This window comes from Shewanella pealeana ATCC 700345 (assembly GCF_000018285.1).
Taxonomy (GTDB): Bacteria; Pseudomonadota; Gammaproteobacteria; order Enterobacterales; family Shewanellaceae; genus Shewanella; species Shewanella pealeana.
Map to the genome: position 1 here is coordinate 1,987,032 of NC_009901.1, position 14,923 is coordinate 2,001,954.

General features: G+C 43.4%; 12 protein-coding genes. 8 read left to right on the forward strand and 4 right to left on the reverse strand.

Annotated elements, in window-relative coordinates:
- Positions 1 to 2: 2 nt before the first annotated feature.
- Positions 3 to 1,406 (reverse strand): multiheme c-type cytochrome, encoded by a 1,404-nt coding sequence (locus SPEA_RS08640; protein ID WP_012154888.1) that lies wholly within the window; start codon positions 1,404 to 1,406, stop codon positions 3 to 5.
- A 432-nt stretch (positions 1,407 to 1,838) separates the two neighbouring features.
- Between SPEA_RS08640 and rnm the strand changes: the two genes are divergently transcribed.
- From rnm to rluB, 5 genes are all read left to right on the forward strand, one after another.
- A complete protein-coding gene (gene rnm / locus SPEA_RS08645) occupies positions 1,839 to 2,717 on the forward strand; it encodes an RNase RNM (protein WP_012154889.1) in 879 nt (292 codons plus the stop codon).
- The gene (locus SPEA_RS08650) at positions 2,714 to 3,334 is read left to right on the forward strand and encodes an L-threonylcarbamoyladenylate synthase (protein WP_012154890.1); all 621 of its coding nucleotides are present in this window, start codon (positions 2,714 to 2,716) and stop codon (positions 3,332 to 3,334) included. Before rnm ends, SPEA_RS08650 begins: the two co-directional genes overlap by 4 nt.
- Positions 3,335 to 3,451: 117 nt before the next feature.
- Positions 3,452 to 4,240 carry a segregation and condensation protein A gene (locus SPEA_RS08655; RefSeq protein ID WP_012154891.1) on the forward strand — a complete coding sequence of 263 codons (789 nt, stop codon included), beginning with the start codon at positions 3,452 to 3,454 and terminating at the stop codon, positions 4,238 to 4,240.
- On the forward strand, positions 4,241 to 4,837 hold the full coding sequence (gene scpB / locus SPEA_RS08660; protein ID WP_012154892.1) for an SMC-Scp complex subunit ScpB: 597 nt from the start codon (positions 4,241 to 4,243) through the stop codon (positions 4,835 to 4,837). It begins immediately after the preceding gene.
- On the forward strand, positions 4,830 to 5,702 hold the full coding sequence (rluB, locus tag SPEA_RS08665; RefSeq protein ID WP_012154893.1) for a 23S rRNA pseudouridine(2605) synthase RluB: 873 nt from the start codon (positions 4,830 to 4,832) through the stop codon (positions 5,700 to 5,702). Before scpB ends, rluB begins: the two co-directional genes overlap by 8 nt.
- Positions 5,703 to 5,821: 119 nt before the next feature.
- On the opposite strand, the gene SPEA_RS08670 is transcribed toward rluB, so the two are convergent.
- On the reverse strand, positions 5,822 to 6,559 hold the full coding sequence (locus tag SPEA_RS08670) for a YciK family oxidoreductase (RefSeq protein ID WP_012154894.1): 738 nt from the start codon (positions 6,557 to 6,559) through the stop codon (positions 5,822 to 5,824).
- 262 nt (positions 6,560 to 6,821) lie between these two features.
- Between SPEA_RS08670 and SPEA_RS08675 the strand changes: the two genes are divergently transcribed.
- The gene (locus SPEA_RS08675; RefSeq protein WP_012154895.1) at positions 6,822 to 9,320 is read left to right on the forward strand and encodes a VolA/Pla-1 family phospholipase; all 2,499 of its coding nucleotides are present in this window, start codon (positions 6,822 to 6,824) and stop codon (positions 9,318 to 9,320) included.
- 150 nt (positions 9,321 to 9,470) lie between these two features.
- Positions 9,471 to 10,499 carry a protease SohB gene (gene sohB / locus SPEA_RS08680; RefSeq protein WP_012154896.1) on the forward strand — a complete coding sequence of 343 codons (1,029 nt, stop codon included), beginning with the start codon at positions 9,471 to 9,473 and terminating at the stop codon, positions 10,497 to 10,499.
- A 1,103-nt stretch (positions 10,500 to 11,602) separates the two neighbouring features.
- Here sohB and SPEA_RS08690 read toward each other — a convergent pair.
- Both SPEA_RS08690 and yqfB read right to left on the reverse strand, forming a co-directional pair.
- Positions 11,603 to 11,935 (reverse strand): hypothetical protein, encoded by a 333-nt coding sequence (locus SPEA_RS08690; RefSeq protein ID WP_041410895.1) that lies wholly within the window; start codon positions 11,933 to 11,935, stop codon positions 11,603 to 11,605.
- Positions 11,936 to 12,156: 221 nt separating this feature from the next.
- Positions 12,157 to 12,468 carry a N(4)-acetylcytidine aminohydrolase gene (gene yqfB / locus SPEA_RS08695; protein ID WP_012154897.1) on the reverse strand — a complete coding sequence of 104 codons (312 nt, stop codon included), beginning with the start codon at positions 12,466 to 12,468 and terminating at the stop codon, positions 12,157 to 12,159.
- Positions 12,469 to 12,910: 442 nt separating this feature from the next.
- Here yqfB and SPEA_RS08700 point away from each other — a divergent pair, with 442 nt between their 5' ends.
- Positions 12,911 to 13,948, forward strand: coding sequence for an IS110-like element ISSpe4 family transposase (locus SPEA_RS08700; RefSeq protein ID WP_012154898.1), 1,038 nt, complete (start codon positions 12,911 to 12,913; stop codon positions 13,946 to 13,948).
- Positions 13,949 to 14,923: the final 975 nt, after the last annotated feature.

Consider the following 14,923-nt stretch of genomic DNA (forward strand, 5'->3'; position numbering starts at 1 on the left):
GATTACTTAAGTGTAACCCCTTGGTAAGTTTGGCTTAAGTTTGCCATTTCAACCGATGGAACAATCACTTTATCTTCGAGTAACAGATCGGCAACGCTCTGATCGAATGAACGATAATGTAGCTTGGTCTCTACGCTGTAGTCCGTAGTCCCTGCTGGCAAAGTGAACGGATACTTAACCGTTTTCGAGCCTTTTGCTGGGATGGTGTTTTGCACAGAGAAACTCGCGACTCGCCATGGTTTGTGCTCAGGTTTGCCGTGAACATCAACCGCGGTATCTTGGAAAATGACCGTACCTTCTGGCAAAGCGTTATCGGCAGTTAATGAGCCTGAACGCAAGATCTCTTTACCCGCATTATCACGGATAATGACCTCAAGCCAGATCTGGCGAATAAAGGTTAAGCTCGTAGGTAAGTCATGGCCCGCACGGCGGTTAAATACGGTAACTTCAAGTACTGGCGCAGTGCTAGTTCCTGATACCTTGGTTTCTAAAGCTGCAGCGGTTTTGAGGCGTTTAATGGCCTCATCGGCATGAGCCTGACCATTCTCCACACCGAGTAGTGGAGCAATCACAGCATTACCACCCACAAACCCATGGTCGTGTACTAGGCCACGAGTTTTTCCTCCTAAAGCAGCCTTACCACCTAAGCCATGCTCTTTGAGTTGTTTAGCCGGTAGCATTTCATCAGCTACGCGAACAGCAGTTTCTACTGGCACCATATGGCAATCTTGACATTGAATATCAGCGGCTGCGTAAGGTGATTTTTTCCATTCTTCATAAGTATGCTCTAAAGCAAAGTTATCGTGAACTGGATTAAACACGTTATGACAGTTTGCACAAAATTCAGACTTGGTATGCAGCTCTGAATACTCGGCTTTGTGGCCGCGGGGCTTAGCATCATCAAACGGTCCGCGCTTAATTTTATCATTGGCAATAACCAGTGATGCGTTGCCATGCTCCGCTGTGGCGGTGTGCGTTGCGTTAGTGTCAACAACGCTATGGCATACTTCACAAGATACGCCCTGATTAGCGATAGCTTGAGTGGTAAAGCCGCCAAATTTTCCTGATTCAGACTTGAATTCCACGGTTTGGGTTACTGTGCCGAGTACGGTATGACAACCACCACAGAGATTTTTTGCTGCGCCATTAGTTTCCTTTTCACCCATTGCCCATTCCGCCTGGAATACTGGGTCGATAAATGCGATGGAGTGCATTGAGCCCTGCCAGCCTTGCCATTGGCGAGGGTGGCAGCCCTTACAGCTTTTTGCATCTCGCCATTGTTTTAATTCGGGCTGTTTTTCTCCCTCCATACTCAAGTAGGAAGGAGCGAATGCCATCTCTTTTTCGGCATGTGCTAGCAAAGGCATAGCGCCTATTAGAACTAATGCTAGGTATGTCTTTTTCATTTTATTTTTTACTCGGTAACAAAGGGGGAACTCTTAATAGCCCAACTGCGTAATAAGCGATTATTCGCGAGGCTTGATATATGCCATTTTGGCGAACGCATAGTAAGCAATTCTTTGTAATCAATCTGCCGTCTAACCGGCATAAACCCATTGAATTATCATGAATTTGTTGCGTTTGCTCAAGAAATTGAATAAATGAAATGTCTTAATTAGCGAGGAGGGATGCAGGTTTTAACTGAATGCAGAAAGATTATGTTAAAAGCAGGTTTGTTTAGGGGGATATTGAAAATCTTATATGAAGTAATAGTTTATTTATCACTTTCTAGTGAGTTGTTACTCCTTGGGGGCCAATATCGCTTTGGATAGTTAGCTAAGAGTAAATTACTAAAAACCGGATTAAAATCACCTTTCATCGACAAACTCAAGTATCATATGCCCATGAACGATGAAAATATCACAGACTTTAAATTGGTTGATTTACATAGCCACACGACCGCATCAGATGGTCAATTAACCCCGTCACAACTCATTGAGCGCGCAATAAGTAAAGGCGTGCACATGTTTGCCATTACCGATCATGACACCACTGATGGCTTGATAGAGGCTCATGAGTTTAATCGAGCCCATGAGACCCCACTAGAACTGATTAATGGCGTTGAGATCTCTACTCGATGGAACAATTTCGATATTCATATCGTTGGGCTTAATCTTGATATCGATAATGTCGAGTTGGCCGCATTTTTAGTGAATCAACGTGAGTTACGATCGAGTCGAGCCAAACAAATTGGCGAGCGACTTGCGAAGGCTGACATCAAGGGCGCCTATGAAGGGGCTAAAAGCTTCGCTGGCGATGCCGCTATTAGCCGAGGACACTATGCTCGTTGGTTAGCCGAACAAGGCTACGCGACCACTACGGCCAATGTGTTTAAGAAGTATTTGGCTCGAGGTAAGACGGGTTATGTGCCTAACAATTGGCAGGACATGGCTAGCGCCATTGAGATAATTCATCAAGCGGGTGGGGTGGCAGTGTTAGCGCATCCTAGCGGTTATAAGCTATCTGCAAAATGGCTCAAGCGTTTAGTTCGTGAGTTTAAAGAGTCGGGCGGCGATGCGATGGAAGTCGTACTCGGTCAACAAACAATAGACGATCGCAACAACCTGATCGCGCTGAGCATCAAAAATGGCCTGACATGCTCGTTAGGTAGCGATTTTCATTTCCCAAGTAGCTGGATTGAGATCGGTAAAAATATGTTCCAACCCCAAGGAGTGGATTGGGTTTGGCAGTCAGATAAATGGAAGGTAGTACAATGAGTCAGTTTTTTTATATGCATGAGGAAAATCCTCAAGCACGCTTAATTAGTCAAGCCGTAAACGTGATTAAAACGGGGGGGGTGATTGTTTACCCGACCGATTCGGGGTATGCATTAGGCTGTTTGATTGGCGATAAAGATGCGATGAGTAAAATTGCTCGTATTAGACAGATCGACAATGACCATAACTTCTCGCTTATGTGCCGTGATCAGTCTGAGCTTGCTACTTACGCCCGTGTCGATAATCAAGCCTATCGTTTGCTTAAGCAAAATACACCGGGACCTTACACGTTTATTTTTATGGCATCGAAAGAGGTGCCTAAACGTCTGCAGAACCCGAAGAAGAAGACTATCGGTATTCGTGTCCCAGACAACGTGATTGCGTTGGCACTGTTAGAAGCTCTAGGCGAGCCTTTGATGTCTACCAGTCTTATTTTGCCAGGCAAAGAGTTTACCGAGTCTGATCCTGAGCACATTCGTGACATTCTAGAGCATCAAGTCGACTTGATTATTCATGGTGGTTATTTAGGCGAGAAGCCAACTACCGTTATCGACCTATCGGATGGTGAAATAGAAGTCATTCGTGAAGGTGCAGGCGACGTCACGCCATTCCTCTAGAATTATCGCCGTTGTTAGTATTAGCGCTTGTTAAAATCAAATGGCAACGGCAATTGCTTTAATCAAATAGCATTTACAGGTATAATCGCGCGTTTGCGAAAATAGAGGGTGTTACGGATGGAGGGCGTTCAGCAAAAATTGCCTTTAGCCGTTGTTCGAGGTGAGCCGTTTAAGGTGATGCCGAAAGACCTTTTTATTCCTCCAGAAGCGCTGGAGGTTTTTCTAGAGTCTTTTGAAGGACCATTAGATCTTCTCCTTTATTTAATCCGCAAACAGAAGCTTGATGTTGTTGATTTGCCAATTTTTTCTGTGACGCAACAGTACCTAGAATACGTGAATTTACTTCAAGGTGCGCGTGTTGAGCTTGCAGCTGATTATCTGGTTATGGCTGCAACCTTAGCTGAGATTAAATCTCGCTTGTTACTGCCTAGACCCGAGATTGAGCTTGAAGATGAGGAAGATCCTCGGGCACAGCTAATCCGTCAGTTAAAAGCTTATGAGGTGATTAAAGAAGCGCAGGAAAAGTTAGATGAGTTGCCTAGGATGGAGCGAGACCTGTTTCAGGCCAAAGCCATTCCTGCTGACAACATTAAACCTGAGCTACTGCCTCCTGAGGTATCGCTTACCGAGATTGCTAGAGCATTTTCATCAGTATTAAAGCGTATTGAAGCAACTGAAAATCATCATGTGGTGCGGGAAGTCTTATCGACTCGTGAGCGTATGACGCAGATTTTGGCTAAGCTCAACGCCGAAACTTACTTGCCATTTGAGGCCCTATTTGAATTTGAAGAGGGGCGAAGTGGTGTGGTAGTAAGCTTCTTAGCATTGATGGAGCTGGTTAAGGAATTGCTGGTTGAGCTTGTACAAGCTGAGCCATTTTCAACTATACATGTTAGGGCGTACTGATTGTCTCAGATAAATCCAGATCAGCTTAAACAGTTAATTGAGGCTAGCCTATTTGTGCTGGCCAAGCCGATGACGATAAAAGCATTAAAAGAGACGGTATTGTCTAGTTTTAATGTGTCGCGGGCTAAAATTAAGGCATGTATCGAAGAGTTACAGCTCGATTATGAAAATCGAGGTGTACAATTAGTAAAGGTTGCGGGAGGGTATCGATTTCAGACATTGGCTGAATTGAGTCCTTTTTTACAGCCGCTATGGCAAGAGAAAGCACCGAAGTATTCGCGTGCAACCTTAGAAACCCTGGCGGTGATTGCCTACCGTCAACCTGTCACACGAGGTGACATAGAATTTGTTCGTGGGGTTGCGATTAGCAGCCACATTATCAAGAGTTTAAACGATAGAAATTGGATAAAAGTAGTTGGCCATAAAGAGGTTCCGGGTAGACCGGCACTTTATGCAACCACCACCGAGTTTCTAGCTTATTTTGGCATTGACAGTATTGCGGATCTACCGCCTCTGTCAGATGCCAAATCATTGGACGCGCTGTTCCATGTTGAGAGCGGCGTGACCGAAAAAACAGAAGAGTCTACTAATGAGTGAAAAATTGCAGAAAGTCTTGGCCCGTGCAGGCCATGGCTCCCGTCGTGAGATGGAGGCATGGATTGCTGCAGGTCGAGTTAGTGTTGACGGCGAAATTGCAAGCCTAGGTGATCGCGTTGAATCTGACGCAAAGATCCGTATCGATGGCCGTACAGTTTCAATTCGTTCTGAAGAAGATGTGGTTTGTCGTGTTATTGCATACCACAAACCTGAAGGTGAAATCTGTAGTCGTAAAGACCCAGAAGGACGCCCAACGGTATTTGACCGTCTACCAAAAACTCGCGATTCACGCTGGGTTGCTGTAGGACGCTTGGATATCAACACATCAGGTTTATTGTTGTTTACCTCTGATGGTGAACTAGCAAACCGCCTAATGCACCCATCAAATGAAGTGGAGCGTGAATACGCTGTACGTACGTTTGGTGAAGTGAATGACGCTTGTATCCAACGTTTACGCATGGGCGTAACGTTAGAAGATGGCCCAGCAAACTTTGACAAAGTTAAAGCTGCTGGTGGCGAAGGCATGAACAAGTGGTGGCATGTCAGCTTAGCTGAAGGCCGTAACCGTGAAGTTCGTCGTCTATGGGAATCTCAAGAGGTTCAGGTAAGTCGTCTTATCCGTATTCGTTACGGTATGATTGAACTGCCTAAAGCTCTGCCACGTGGTGGTTGGATTGAGTTGCCAATTGAAGAAGTTAACTACTTACGTAAAACAGCGGGTATGGAAGAGGAAACTCGTACATTGCTGGGCACTGATAAACACAGTGTTGCACGTAATAAAGTACGTAGCGCAAAAATCAAGCGCGCTGTACATAAGCATAAAGTTGCTACAGGTAAGCCAAAGCCAACGCGTCAGCGTAGCTAATTGCTAACCAGCCTATCGACTAGAGATAGTCGAACAAAACGCATTTAAAAGGCCGCTATTTTAGCGGCCTTTTTGTATATAATGTCTTGTCCTGAAATGTGTTTACAGTAAAGAGCAGTTTATTGCGCGTTTAACTGCTGACCATTTATATCTTTTGAGTCTTCACCCATTAGATACAGGTAAGTTGCCATGATCTCATCTGGTGCTTTTAGCGTTTGCGGATTCTCAGCCGGGTAGGCATTTGCGCGCATGCCAGTGCGTGTGGCGCCCGGGTTGATGCTATTAACGCGTACATTGGTATCTTCATATTCGTGAGCAAGAGATTGCATCATGCCTTCGGTGGCGAACTTAGAGATAGCGTACTCGCCCCAGTATGCACGTCCCTGACGGCCCACACTACTTGAGGTAAAGAGTAGCGAAGCACTTGGAGACTTACGCATCACAGGTAGCAGAGCCTTAGTCAGCATGATCTCTGCAATGACATTAACCTGCATAACTTCATTTACCGTGCTCATTGTCATGTGCTCAAACGGACCCAATACACCTAATACGCTGGCGTTATGTAATAGACCGTCTAGCTGACCAAACTGCTCTTCTATGGTGTCGGCCATATCTTTATAGTTCTGTTCAGTCGCACCCTTAAGATCAAGAGGAACAATCGCAGGAGTAGGGTAACCCGCTTGTTCAATTTGGTCATACACAGCTTCTAATTTCTTAACTGTCTTGCCTAACAAGATAACTGTTGCACCATGTTTTGCAAAAGCGATAGCCGCGGCCTTACCTATGCCGTCTCCTGCGCCAGTGACTAAAATGGTCTTGTCTTTTAATAGATCTTTTGCTGCTTGATATTCCAACATGAGTTAATACTTCCTCAGAGCGCAAACGCCCGTCACTTCTAGAGTCGCTGATATGATAAACAGCTGTTTTAAACAAACGATTAATCTTTGCTCGCTCAATTACCGATTGGATGTAACAAAAATGTAGCTAAGTCAATAATTTTACGTTAACTTGAACTCAGTTAAGGACTAACAATAAGTCCTCTTGGTCATACTCTGCTGACTATTGTGACCAATTTCTAAGTGAAAACAAAATTATTACAACAAGATTTGGGGAAAAAAGATGAAAAAACTCTTTTTGGGCGTAGCAATCACCTCTGCATTAGGTTTAACCGCTTGTAGTGAAGACAGTTATAATGAATTAGTGGATAAAACTGAGCCTTTGGTTCCTCAGTCAGTTATCGTTTTTGATCCGGGAAATGGTGAGTTACCACTACCCAATGATATTCTCTTTAGCGGCACGACCGATGGCACTATTAACATTCCTAAAAGTGATGATCCCACAGCGCCAAGTGAAGAGAACGGCGATTATACTGATCCGAGTATCGCACTCGGTGCGCTAGATGGTTGGTCGACAACGGCGCCAATCAGTATTGAAGTCGCCCCAGCCATGGATAACGATGGCGCTATGCTGACGCTAAGTAAAGCATCGGTTGAGCAGCCTGGCGCAGTCAAGATGTTTGAAGCCACGGTTGGTGGCGCCTTATCATCGGATCCAGAGTGTAAAGCACTGCCAGATATTACAGCCTGTAAGGTTGGCGCAGAGCTGCAGTTTGGTGTGGACTTTGTGAGCACCACTTCTGGTAATACCATCGTCATCGTTCCATTAAAGCCGCTTAAATCTAATCAATCTTATGTTTATGCTACAACCGGTCTTATCCAAGACTCTGCGGGTCGATCTATTTCTCCGTCTTCAACATATGGCTTATTAAAGCTTGATATCGAAACCAAGCCACTACAGACTCCCGAGCAACTCGCGCTGCAAGCGGCAGTAAACAGTTATGAAAAAGGTATGGCTGGAGCGGGAGTTGACTCTGAATCAATAAGTTATTCAGGCCTGTTCACCACTCAGTCAGTCGCCGATGTGTATGAAGTATCAAAACTACTGATCGCAGGTGACCCTGACTATATGCCAGAGTTTGTACAGATGCCAACAGACAGTGGCTATACATTAGCACAAGCTTTGATGATGCCAGAACAGCACCCAGCATATGAAGGTGCAAGTAAGGTCAATGTTTGGTCTGCTGCAATTAAACTACCTGTTTACGGTGATTGTTCATCTACTGAATGTCTAGATGCTGAAGGTAATCCAACGATTAATGGTATCTGGTCTGCGGCTTATGACAGCCCGGTCTCAGTGTTAAAAGCCCTTGAAAGCGGCACCTTGAGTCAAGAGAGCTATTTCACTCAAGCCATTGAGAATGGAATAGAGGATCCAATTGCTGCGCTGAGCGATCCTGCTCAACTGGCGGGTAAGCATTGGATGTTAGATGATGGCACTGCCGTTGATAAAGCAAGACACCTAACTAAGTTTAACCCCATTCCAGAGGTTAAAAATTACGAAGTAGTACCAGTGCAAATGACAGTGCCAAACTATGCGCCTGCTCCAGCAACTGGCTGGCCAGTGACAATTGCCATGCATGGTTTAGGTGGCGGTAAAGAGATGGCGTTTGCTTTCGCGGGCACTTATGGTGAACTTGGCGTAGCCACAATCGCAATTGATATGCCACTTCACGGCGCTCGCTCATTTGGTAAGGGCTTACTGGTTCCTGGTGCTTATACTGTTTCGGCAACGGATCCTGCCTATGGTGCAGTTATTGGTGACGATGTTCTTTTCTCAATGGGTGACCCGTTAGCTTTCATTAATATCGGTAGTACATTGACTGTGCGTGATAACTTCCGTCAGGCGACATTTGATCATTTAGCCCTTCGCGCCGCGTTTACCGGTTATGCTGGCAAGCTAATGGAGTTACAAGCGCCTCAATTATTTGATATTAATAAATTTAGTGCTCAAGGCTTGAGTCTAGGTGCTATCGTTGGCACTAACTTTGCCACTTACGCTAGCACAGGCCTGACTCATCCATCTGGAGCTGATTTAAGCCACGTTTATAAACTTAATGCTACGTCACTCGTCGCCCCATCGGGTGGATTTGCTGGAACCTTTATCGGCTCAGCGACATTTGGTCCTATGCTGTTTGAAAACATAGTGGCGACAGAAGCATTTATGGCGTTAGTCGATGAAGCGAACAAAGATTTAGGTTATCTACCTGATACGCCTGAATACGATGCGTTAGTTAAGTCCGTGTATGATGCATTTTTACCGACATTTGCTTTTGCGGTTCAAACGGCTGTTGATAGTGCAGATCCGATTAACCACGCAGCTATGCTTAAGTCTACTGGACTTCCACTTCACTTAATTGAAGTTGTCGGTGATGGAGCAAACAGTCTTCCTGATCAGACACTACCTAATAGTGTTGCAGGTTTCCCTACTTCAGGTACAGAACCTTTGATTGCAAACCTAGGGCTTGCATGTATTGATAGCACAACTGTTGGCTCAGGAGCTGTACGTTTCTCTAAAGGCCATCACAGCTCGCTAGTTGACCCATCGCCAGTTGATGGAGTTACAGATGGTTTTGAAGATATTGCAACGGTAGAGATGCAAACTCAGGCCGCTTTCTTCTCACACAGTGCAGGGATCCCTACAGCCGATAGCCCGACTATTTATCTAGGTCTAGTCACAGAGGAAGCTGCACAATATGTTGTGGCACCCTGTGCCCAGTAATTTACATAAAATTACGCACAGTAAAACCTAGAATTGTGTAAAAAAAGACCCAGCGAAAGCTGGGTTTTTTATTGCCATGTTTTATTGGTAAATAGACTGCTAGAATAGCTCCAAATTGAAGAGAGTGAATTGGTCTAGCTGGAGAGTATTTTGGAATTCCTGTACGAATATGGTTTATTTTTGGCCAAAGCGGTCACTATCGTCGCTGCGATTATTGCGGTAGTGATTGTTGTCTTAGCGTCTTCTATGAAGCAGAAAGCTGAAAAGGGCGAGCTTAAGTTAACCAACCTAAGCGAAAACCTAGCATTATTGAAGCATGACTTAAAAGAAGAGTTATTATCTAAAAAAGCATTCAAGGCCTATGAGAAGCAATTAAAGGCTGACGAGAAAGCCAAAGAGAAAGAGCAAAAAGATCAGGTTGAAGAAGCTGAGCCTAAAGTGTTTGTTGTCGACTTTAAAGGTAGCATTGATGCTGGCGAAGTGGCATCACTGCGTGAAGAGATCAGCGCTATCTTAGCTATCGCAGATAAGGGCGATGAAGTTATTGTTAATGTTGAGAGTGGCGGTGGCATGGTTCACGGTTACGGTTTGGCATCTAGCCAGCTTGACCGTTTAAGACAGGCTGAGATCCCTCTGACTATCTGCGTTGACAAAGTGGCCGCCAGTGGCGGTTATATGATGGCCTGTGTTGCCAACAAAATTTATTCAGCTCCTTTTGCTATCGTAGGTTCTATCGGCGTGGTGGCTCAGGTACCTAACTTTAATCGTTTATTGAAGAAGCACGATATCGATTATGAGCAACACACAGCAGGTGACTTTAAGCGTACTCTGACTATCTTTGGTGAAAATACCGATGAAGGGCGTGAGAAGTTCCAAAAAGAGTTGGAAGAGACTCATGTGCTGTTTAAAGCGTTCATTGCCAAGTACCGTCCTGATTTAGATCTTGATAAAGTGGCGACAGGTGAGCATTGGTATGGCCAACAAGCAATTGAGCTTGGCCTTGTCGATGAAATCGCCACAAGTGATGATGTCATCATGAAGCTTGCTAATGAGCGTACCGTGATTAAGGTGCAGTATCAGCTTAAGAAAACATTATCAGATAAAATTGCCCATGGTGCATCACTATCTTTTAATTCTATTTTCAATAAATTTGCTGAGAAGAACCAGCCACTCAAGTAATTGAGACTCGGTTTACCACCAGAAAAAACCTGCACTTTGCAGGTTTTTTTATGCTTAGAATTAAGTGGGTTAATTAGCTATGCCATTACACTAGAACCATAATTCGTTATTGGACAAAAGTGACTTAAAGTTTTTAGTTCGAAAACCTCTAAAGCGTTTTAAGCAATCAAGCGGTGCTTGATAAAAGTCGTGGCGCTTCGCCCACACCCGAGCAAGGAGGACTGCTCGTCCTTATCCTCCTTGCATCCACCATGACGCCCCGACGAAGTTACATGCATTAGATACGAGCCTTATACTTATTCGAAATAGTCTAACGCTTCCGATGGGGCATCCTGCCCCGCGAAAGCTATGCCCACATCCATGTGGGCATTACGACTATTTCTTCAACGTATTTCGGCAACTTCGATGGGGAAAGGGTGTTTTCTGCAGGCCTAAATGCGCTATTAGGGTTTTGAGTTATGACTATAGCCCTAGCTCGTTTTTGGACAAAAGTGAGCTAGGAATTTGATTTTAAGCATGTCAATTAGATGTGCACTAACGCCCTTATAATAAGTGAACCAAGCGCTGGCGGGCGATTAGCACAGCAAACGGCATGACAGCCTTGAGTGAGTCTTGATTTATAAGCTTGTTAGCCATCTCTGACTATTTCAGATATATTAAGTAATGAAGAACCAAACAGCCCCAAATACCAACCAACTAATAGCCAGCATTCGTAATATCACTGTGTAATATGTGCTAAATTTAAAACTGAATGATATATGATTTAATAACAACATTATTGGTATTATTAGAATATCATAATTGCCATACCTGTACGGATTCGAAGAATCAAGACTTATACTTAACGTCCAAAAAAGGTATAACAATAGAATAGTGAGAAAGCCAAATTTATATATTTTATTTTCTGCAATCAGTCCTTTAGGTTTTTCCGTAAAAATAGCGATTAGTTTCTTCAACTCTTAGTCCCTCTAGATTCAATCTTAAATGGAAATTAAAACGAATTCACAATAGTGGCTAACGCCCACGTTAAGGGGCTTTTTATTAGTTTGCTAAAGTTGTGTAACGAAGCGAAACCGAGCAAACTGTAAAAAGCCCCGCTTTAGTTACTTGTTAGGTGCCTTATGCGATATTGCATTGATAATTAGTGCTTTATCGTTAATTAACACCTCAACAACTTCTGCTGAAAGAAGGTTTTTGTCTTTTTCTTTTTGTGTCATTTCAGTCTCAAAACCATTTTCTAAATATTTAATAGTGTTGATATTTTTAATGTTGAGATTATTTGAATTAAAGTGATTTACGATTAAAGCACTTAACGAATCAATTTTTAGCTCTTTCATTGAAGCTTCAGAATATTTTGTAACTCCTTCAACGGATCCGCTAGCTTGTATGTTAAAGCTAATACATAATAAAAATAAACTAATAATAATTGCTTTCATTTTGATTTCCTTTTCTTTTCAGTTATAGCATTGCCAGAATTAGCAACACCCGTTGACACCTAACGCCGTGTTAAGGGGCGAAATACACTACGCCCCAGAACTAAAACTTTGTGATTAAACACTTAATTCAAATTTGACGCAAAATCGCCAAGCGTTTTGAGTCCCTCTTAAACACTTTGTTATGTGCGAAATATTATGACCGACTCGGCTGCACCAAAAATTTAGCGAATCACCTTAAACCTAATAAAATACAAGCTATTTTCGGTGGGGTAAATCTTGCGCAATATCCACTTGAGCATAAACACAAACGGTAAGTTCTCTGCTTTAGCATGCTCTCGGTTTAACTCTGCGAATTTTACAGGTTCTACGCCTAGAATCTCGATATCGCAGATTTTTCTACCTTCTTCATGAGTGCTCGCTTCAAGAAGTTGTCCGACATAATAGTGACTCTCCGTTTTATCACGAATCGTAGCTACCTTTTTACCCGAGGTTATCTGTCGTTCCATACGTTCGAAAAAAGTTATTTTATCCAATAAGTTACCCTACTATCTCAAAACGCGCTTCTAGCACATAACAGCTTATTATCCAGCGCCTCGGATAAATCCCTGCACTTTATTAATTTACATCAAAGCTAGCAGCGTAACTCGTTGATGTAAAGAAGTTAACCCTCTGGAATTAACAAAATTACAACTTACCATCCCGCAAAGTAATGCAGAACATTTATCGGGTCTCTTGTTAGATTAAATCGGAAACCTAGCTGTATGATAAGTAACTGTTATTTCAAATGTTAAAAAATTATCGATGCAACTATTTCACTTTCTAGCATCGATAAATCTGTCTCATTCATCAAGGTCATTATACCTGTACAAAATTACCTTAAATAAGCGCACGAACTATCCCGTGTAGATAATTGGACTCCCCACTCTTTAATTCGTTACGGTATAAGTCAATTCTCACGAGATTTCGGAGTTTAAAATGAAAGGTACGATTGTTGGCGTTGATCTGGCTAAAAATGTAATTCAAGTTTGTGTCTTCACAAATAACAAGGTGCACTCAAATACTGAAATGACACCGAATGAATTTATCGACTGGCTGGCTAACTTTGCCACCGTAACCATCGTGTTCGAAGCTTGTGGAATGTCTAATTACTGGAAACAAAAAGCAATGACGTTTGGCCATGAGGCTAAGTTAATTTCAGCAAAGTTAGTCTCAGCTGTCAGGCAAAATCAAAAAACAGACAAAAATGATGCTTTAGCGATTGTTCAGGCGGCACTCTTGCCCGAGGTCAACTTCATCACGGGTAAATCAGTCGAGCAGCAGCAACTGCAATCTATTATGAGACTACGAGAGCTGGCTATTAAACAAAAAACGGCGATGACTAACCAGCTCACTTCATTATTAGCAGAGTTTAATCTGATGACGTCAACCAAACATGGCGGCTTACGCGGTGTGATTGAATCAACGTTAGAAGACGCTGAAAATGATTTTTCTTCTGAGTTTCGTAACGCTCTTGCGGCGGCCTGGCAACAGTATTTAGCTGTCGTCACATCTATAGCAACTTATGACCAGTGCTTGGAAAAGTCACTTAACACTCATCCTGAGGCTAAAAAACTATTAAAAATTGAAGGGGTGGGTACTCTCAATGCTATTAATCTTTATATCGCATTAGGTTGCGCTGATATTGGTGTTGTTTCCACAGGAAAAGATGCATCTGCCTGTATTGGATTAACGCCGATTCAATATTCTTCAGGTGGAAAGGCCAAACTGGGGTCCATAGGAAAACACGTTAAGAATAGCATTCTCAGAAGCCAGTTAATCACAGGTGCGTTGTCAGCGGTTAGTCAAATGGTCAAAAGAGAACCCAAAACGACGAAGGAGCGCTGGGTTCAGGCTTTGGTTGAGCGACGGGGTAAGAAATGCGCCGCGGTGGCGTTAGCCAATAAGACGGTCAGAACTGCCTATGCCATGCTTACACAGGGTACAGAATATAAAGCAGAGTTAATTTCAGCGTAAAAGCGTTCAAACAACAAAAATGCACAATCGAAGATTAAAATCAGCCAGTTAAGGTAGCCCGTATCAAAGAGTCTTGAACTCGTCGTGTAGAATTATCAACTGGTTCGCGTAAATATCATAGAGCCTGAGTTCGCTACTCAATTGAGAGCTCGTACATAAGTTCGCATTTATTCTTTAAGAGTGCCTGTTTGTTGTTGACACAGGGGAGTCCACATAAGATACGGCTGCGGGCTTCGATTTCAGGGTGAGTGATAACGAAGTTATCAAGCTTTCGAACGAGAGGCTGGATGCCGAACTGGCCTTTAAACACGGATATTGTTTGTCATCGCAGAGTTTACAGGGAACCTTTCCGTTATAAAGAAGTGCAGCGTCTCGCAGAAGTGACTGCACATACCTCGCTGGAGGCGATTGATAACCATGAAGCGAAAATGTAGAACACACTCCCCCGTAGCAACAAGCACAAAGATAAATGTAATCAGCCTTCATTCGAAGGCTAACCAACTTTGGGGCAAAAGCTATTCACCACAGAGGACACGGAGATCACGGAGAAGATCAACATCGAGGCCTGTAAAGCTCTTCATCTTTACCTCCGTGAACTTGGTGAAAGCACAGCACTCCGTGGTGAGATTAGTGCTTTGTAAAAAATGAAGTTAACGTTAAATTTAAGCGTTAGCTAAACACACTTTGGGGCATTTCCAATTTAGCAATAGAACCAGTATGTCTAAGCTAAAACACCAATTACGCACGCGGGCTTCGATGATAGAGCCGTGCAATGACATCCACGTCACTACGGAATTTATGAATCAGTTCACATCAGATTTCATTCCAGAGCTTACTGGAGTTATTCTTTCATGAACCAAAGCAACGTCTGCACATGCCCGGTGGAGGCGAGTGATAGCTATTAAGCTAGCAAGCAGAAATAGCTTCATCGTAGCCCAAGGAAAAAATAACCTACCTTCATCGAAGGCTAACTAA

Excerpts from the sequence above, each read along its gene's own strand:
- SPEA_RS08670 (WP_012154894.1), bottom strand. The coding sequence starts at position 6,559 with ATGTTGGAATATCAAGCAGCAAAAGATCTATTAAAAGACAAGACCATT.
- SPEA_RS08675 (WP_012154895.1), top strand. The coding sequence starts at position 6,822 with ATGAAAAAACTCTTTTTGGGCGTAGCAATCACCTCTGCATTAGGTTTA.
- SPEA_RS08640 (WP_012154888.1), bottom strand. The coding sequence starts at position 1,406 with ATGAAAAAGACATACCTAGCATTAGTTCTAATAGGCGCTATGCCTTTG.
- SPEA_RS08650 (WP_012154890.1), top strand. The coding sequence starts at position 2,714 with ATGAGTCAGTTTTTTTATATGCATGAGGAAAATCCTCAAGCACGCTTA.
- rluB (WP_012154893.1), top strand. The coding sequence starts at position 4,830 with ATGAGTGAAAAATTGCAGAAAGTCTTGGCCCGTGCAGGCCATGGCTCC.
- SPEA_RS08655 (WP_012154891.1), top strand. The coding sequence starts at position 3,452 with ATGGAGGGCGTTCAGCAAAAATTGCCTTTAGCCGTTGTTCGAGGTGAG.
- SPEA_RS08690 (WP_041410895.1), bottom strand. The coding sequence starts at position 11,935 with ATGAAAGCAATTATTATTAGTTTATTTTTATTATGTATTAGCTTTAAC.
- rnm (WP_012154889.1), top strand. The coding sequence starts at position 1,839 with ATGCCCATGAACGATGAAAATATCACAGACTTTAAATTGGTTGATTTA.
- SPEA_RS08700 (WP_012154898.1), top strand. The coding sequence starts at position 12,911 with ATGAAAGGTACGATTGTTGGCGTTGATCTGGCTAAAAATGTAATTCAA.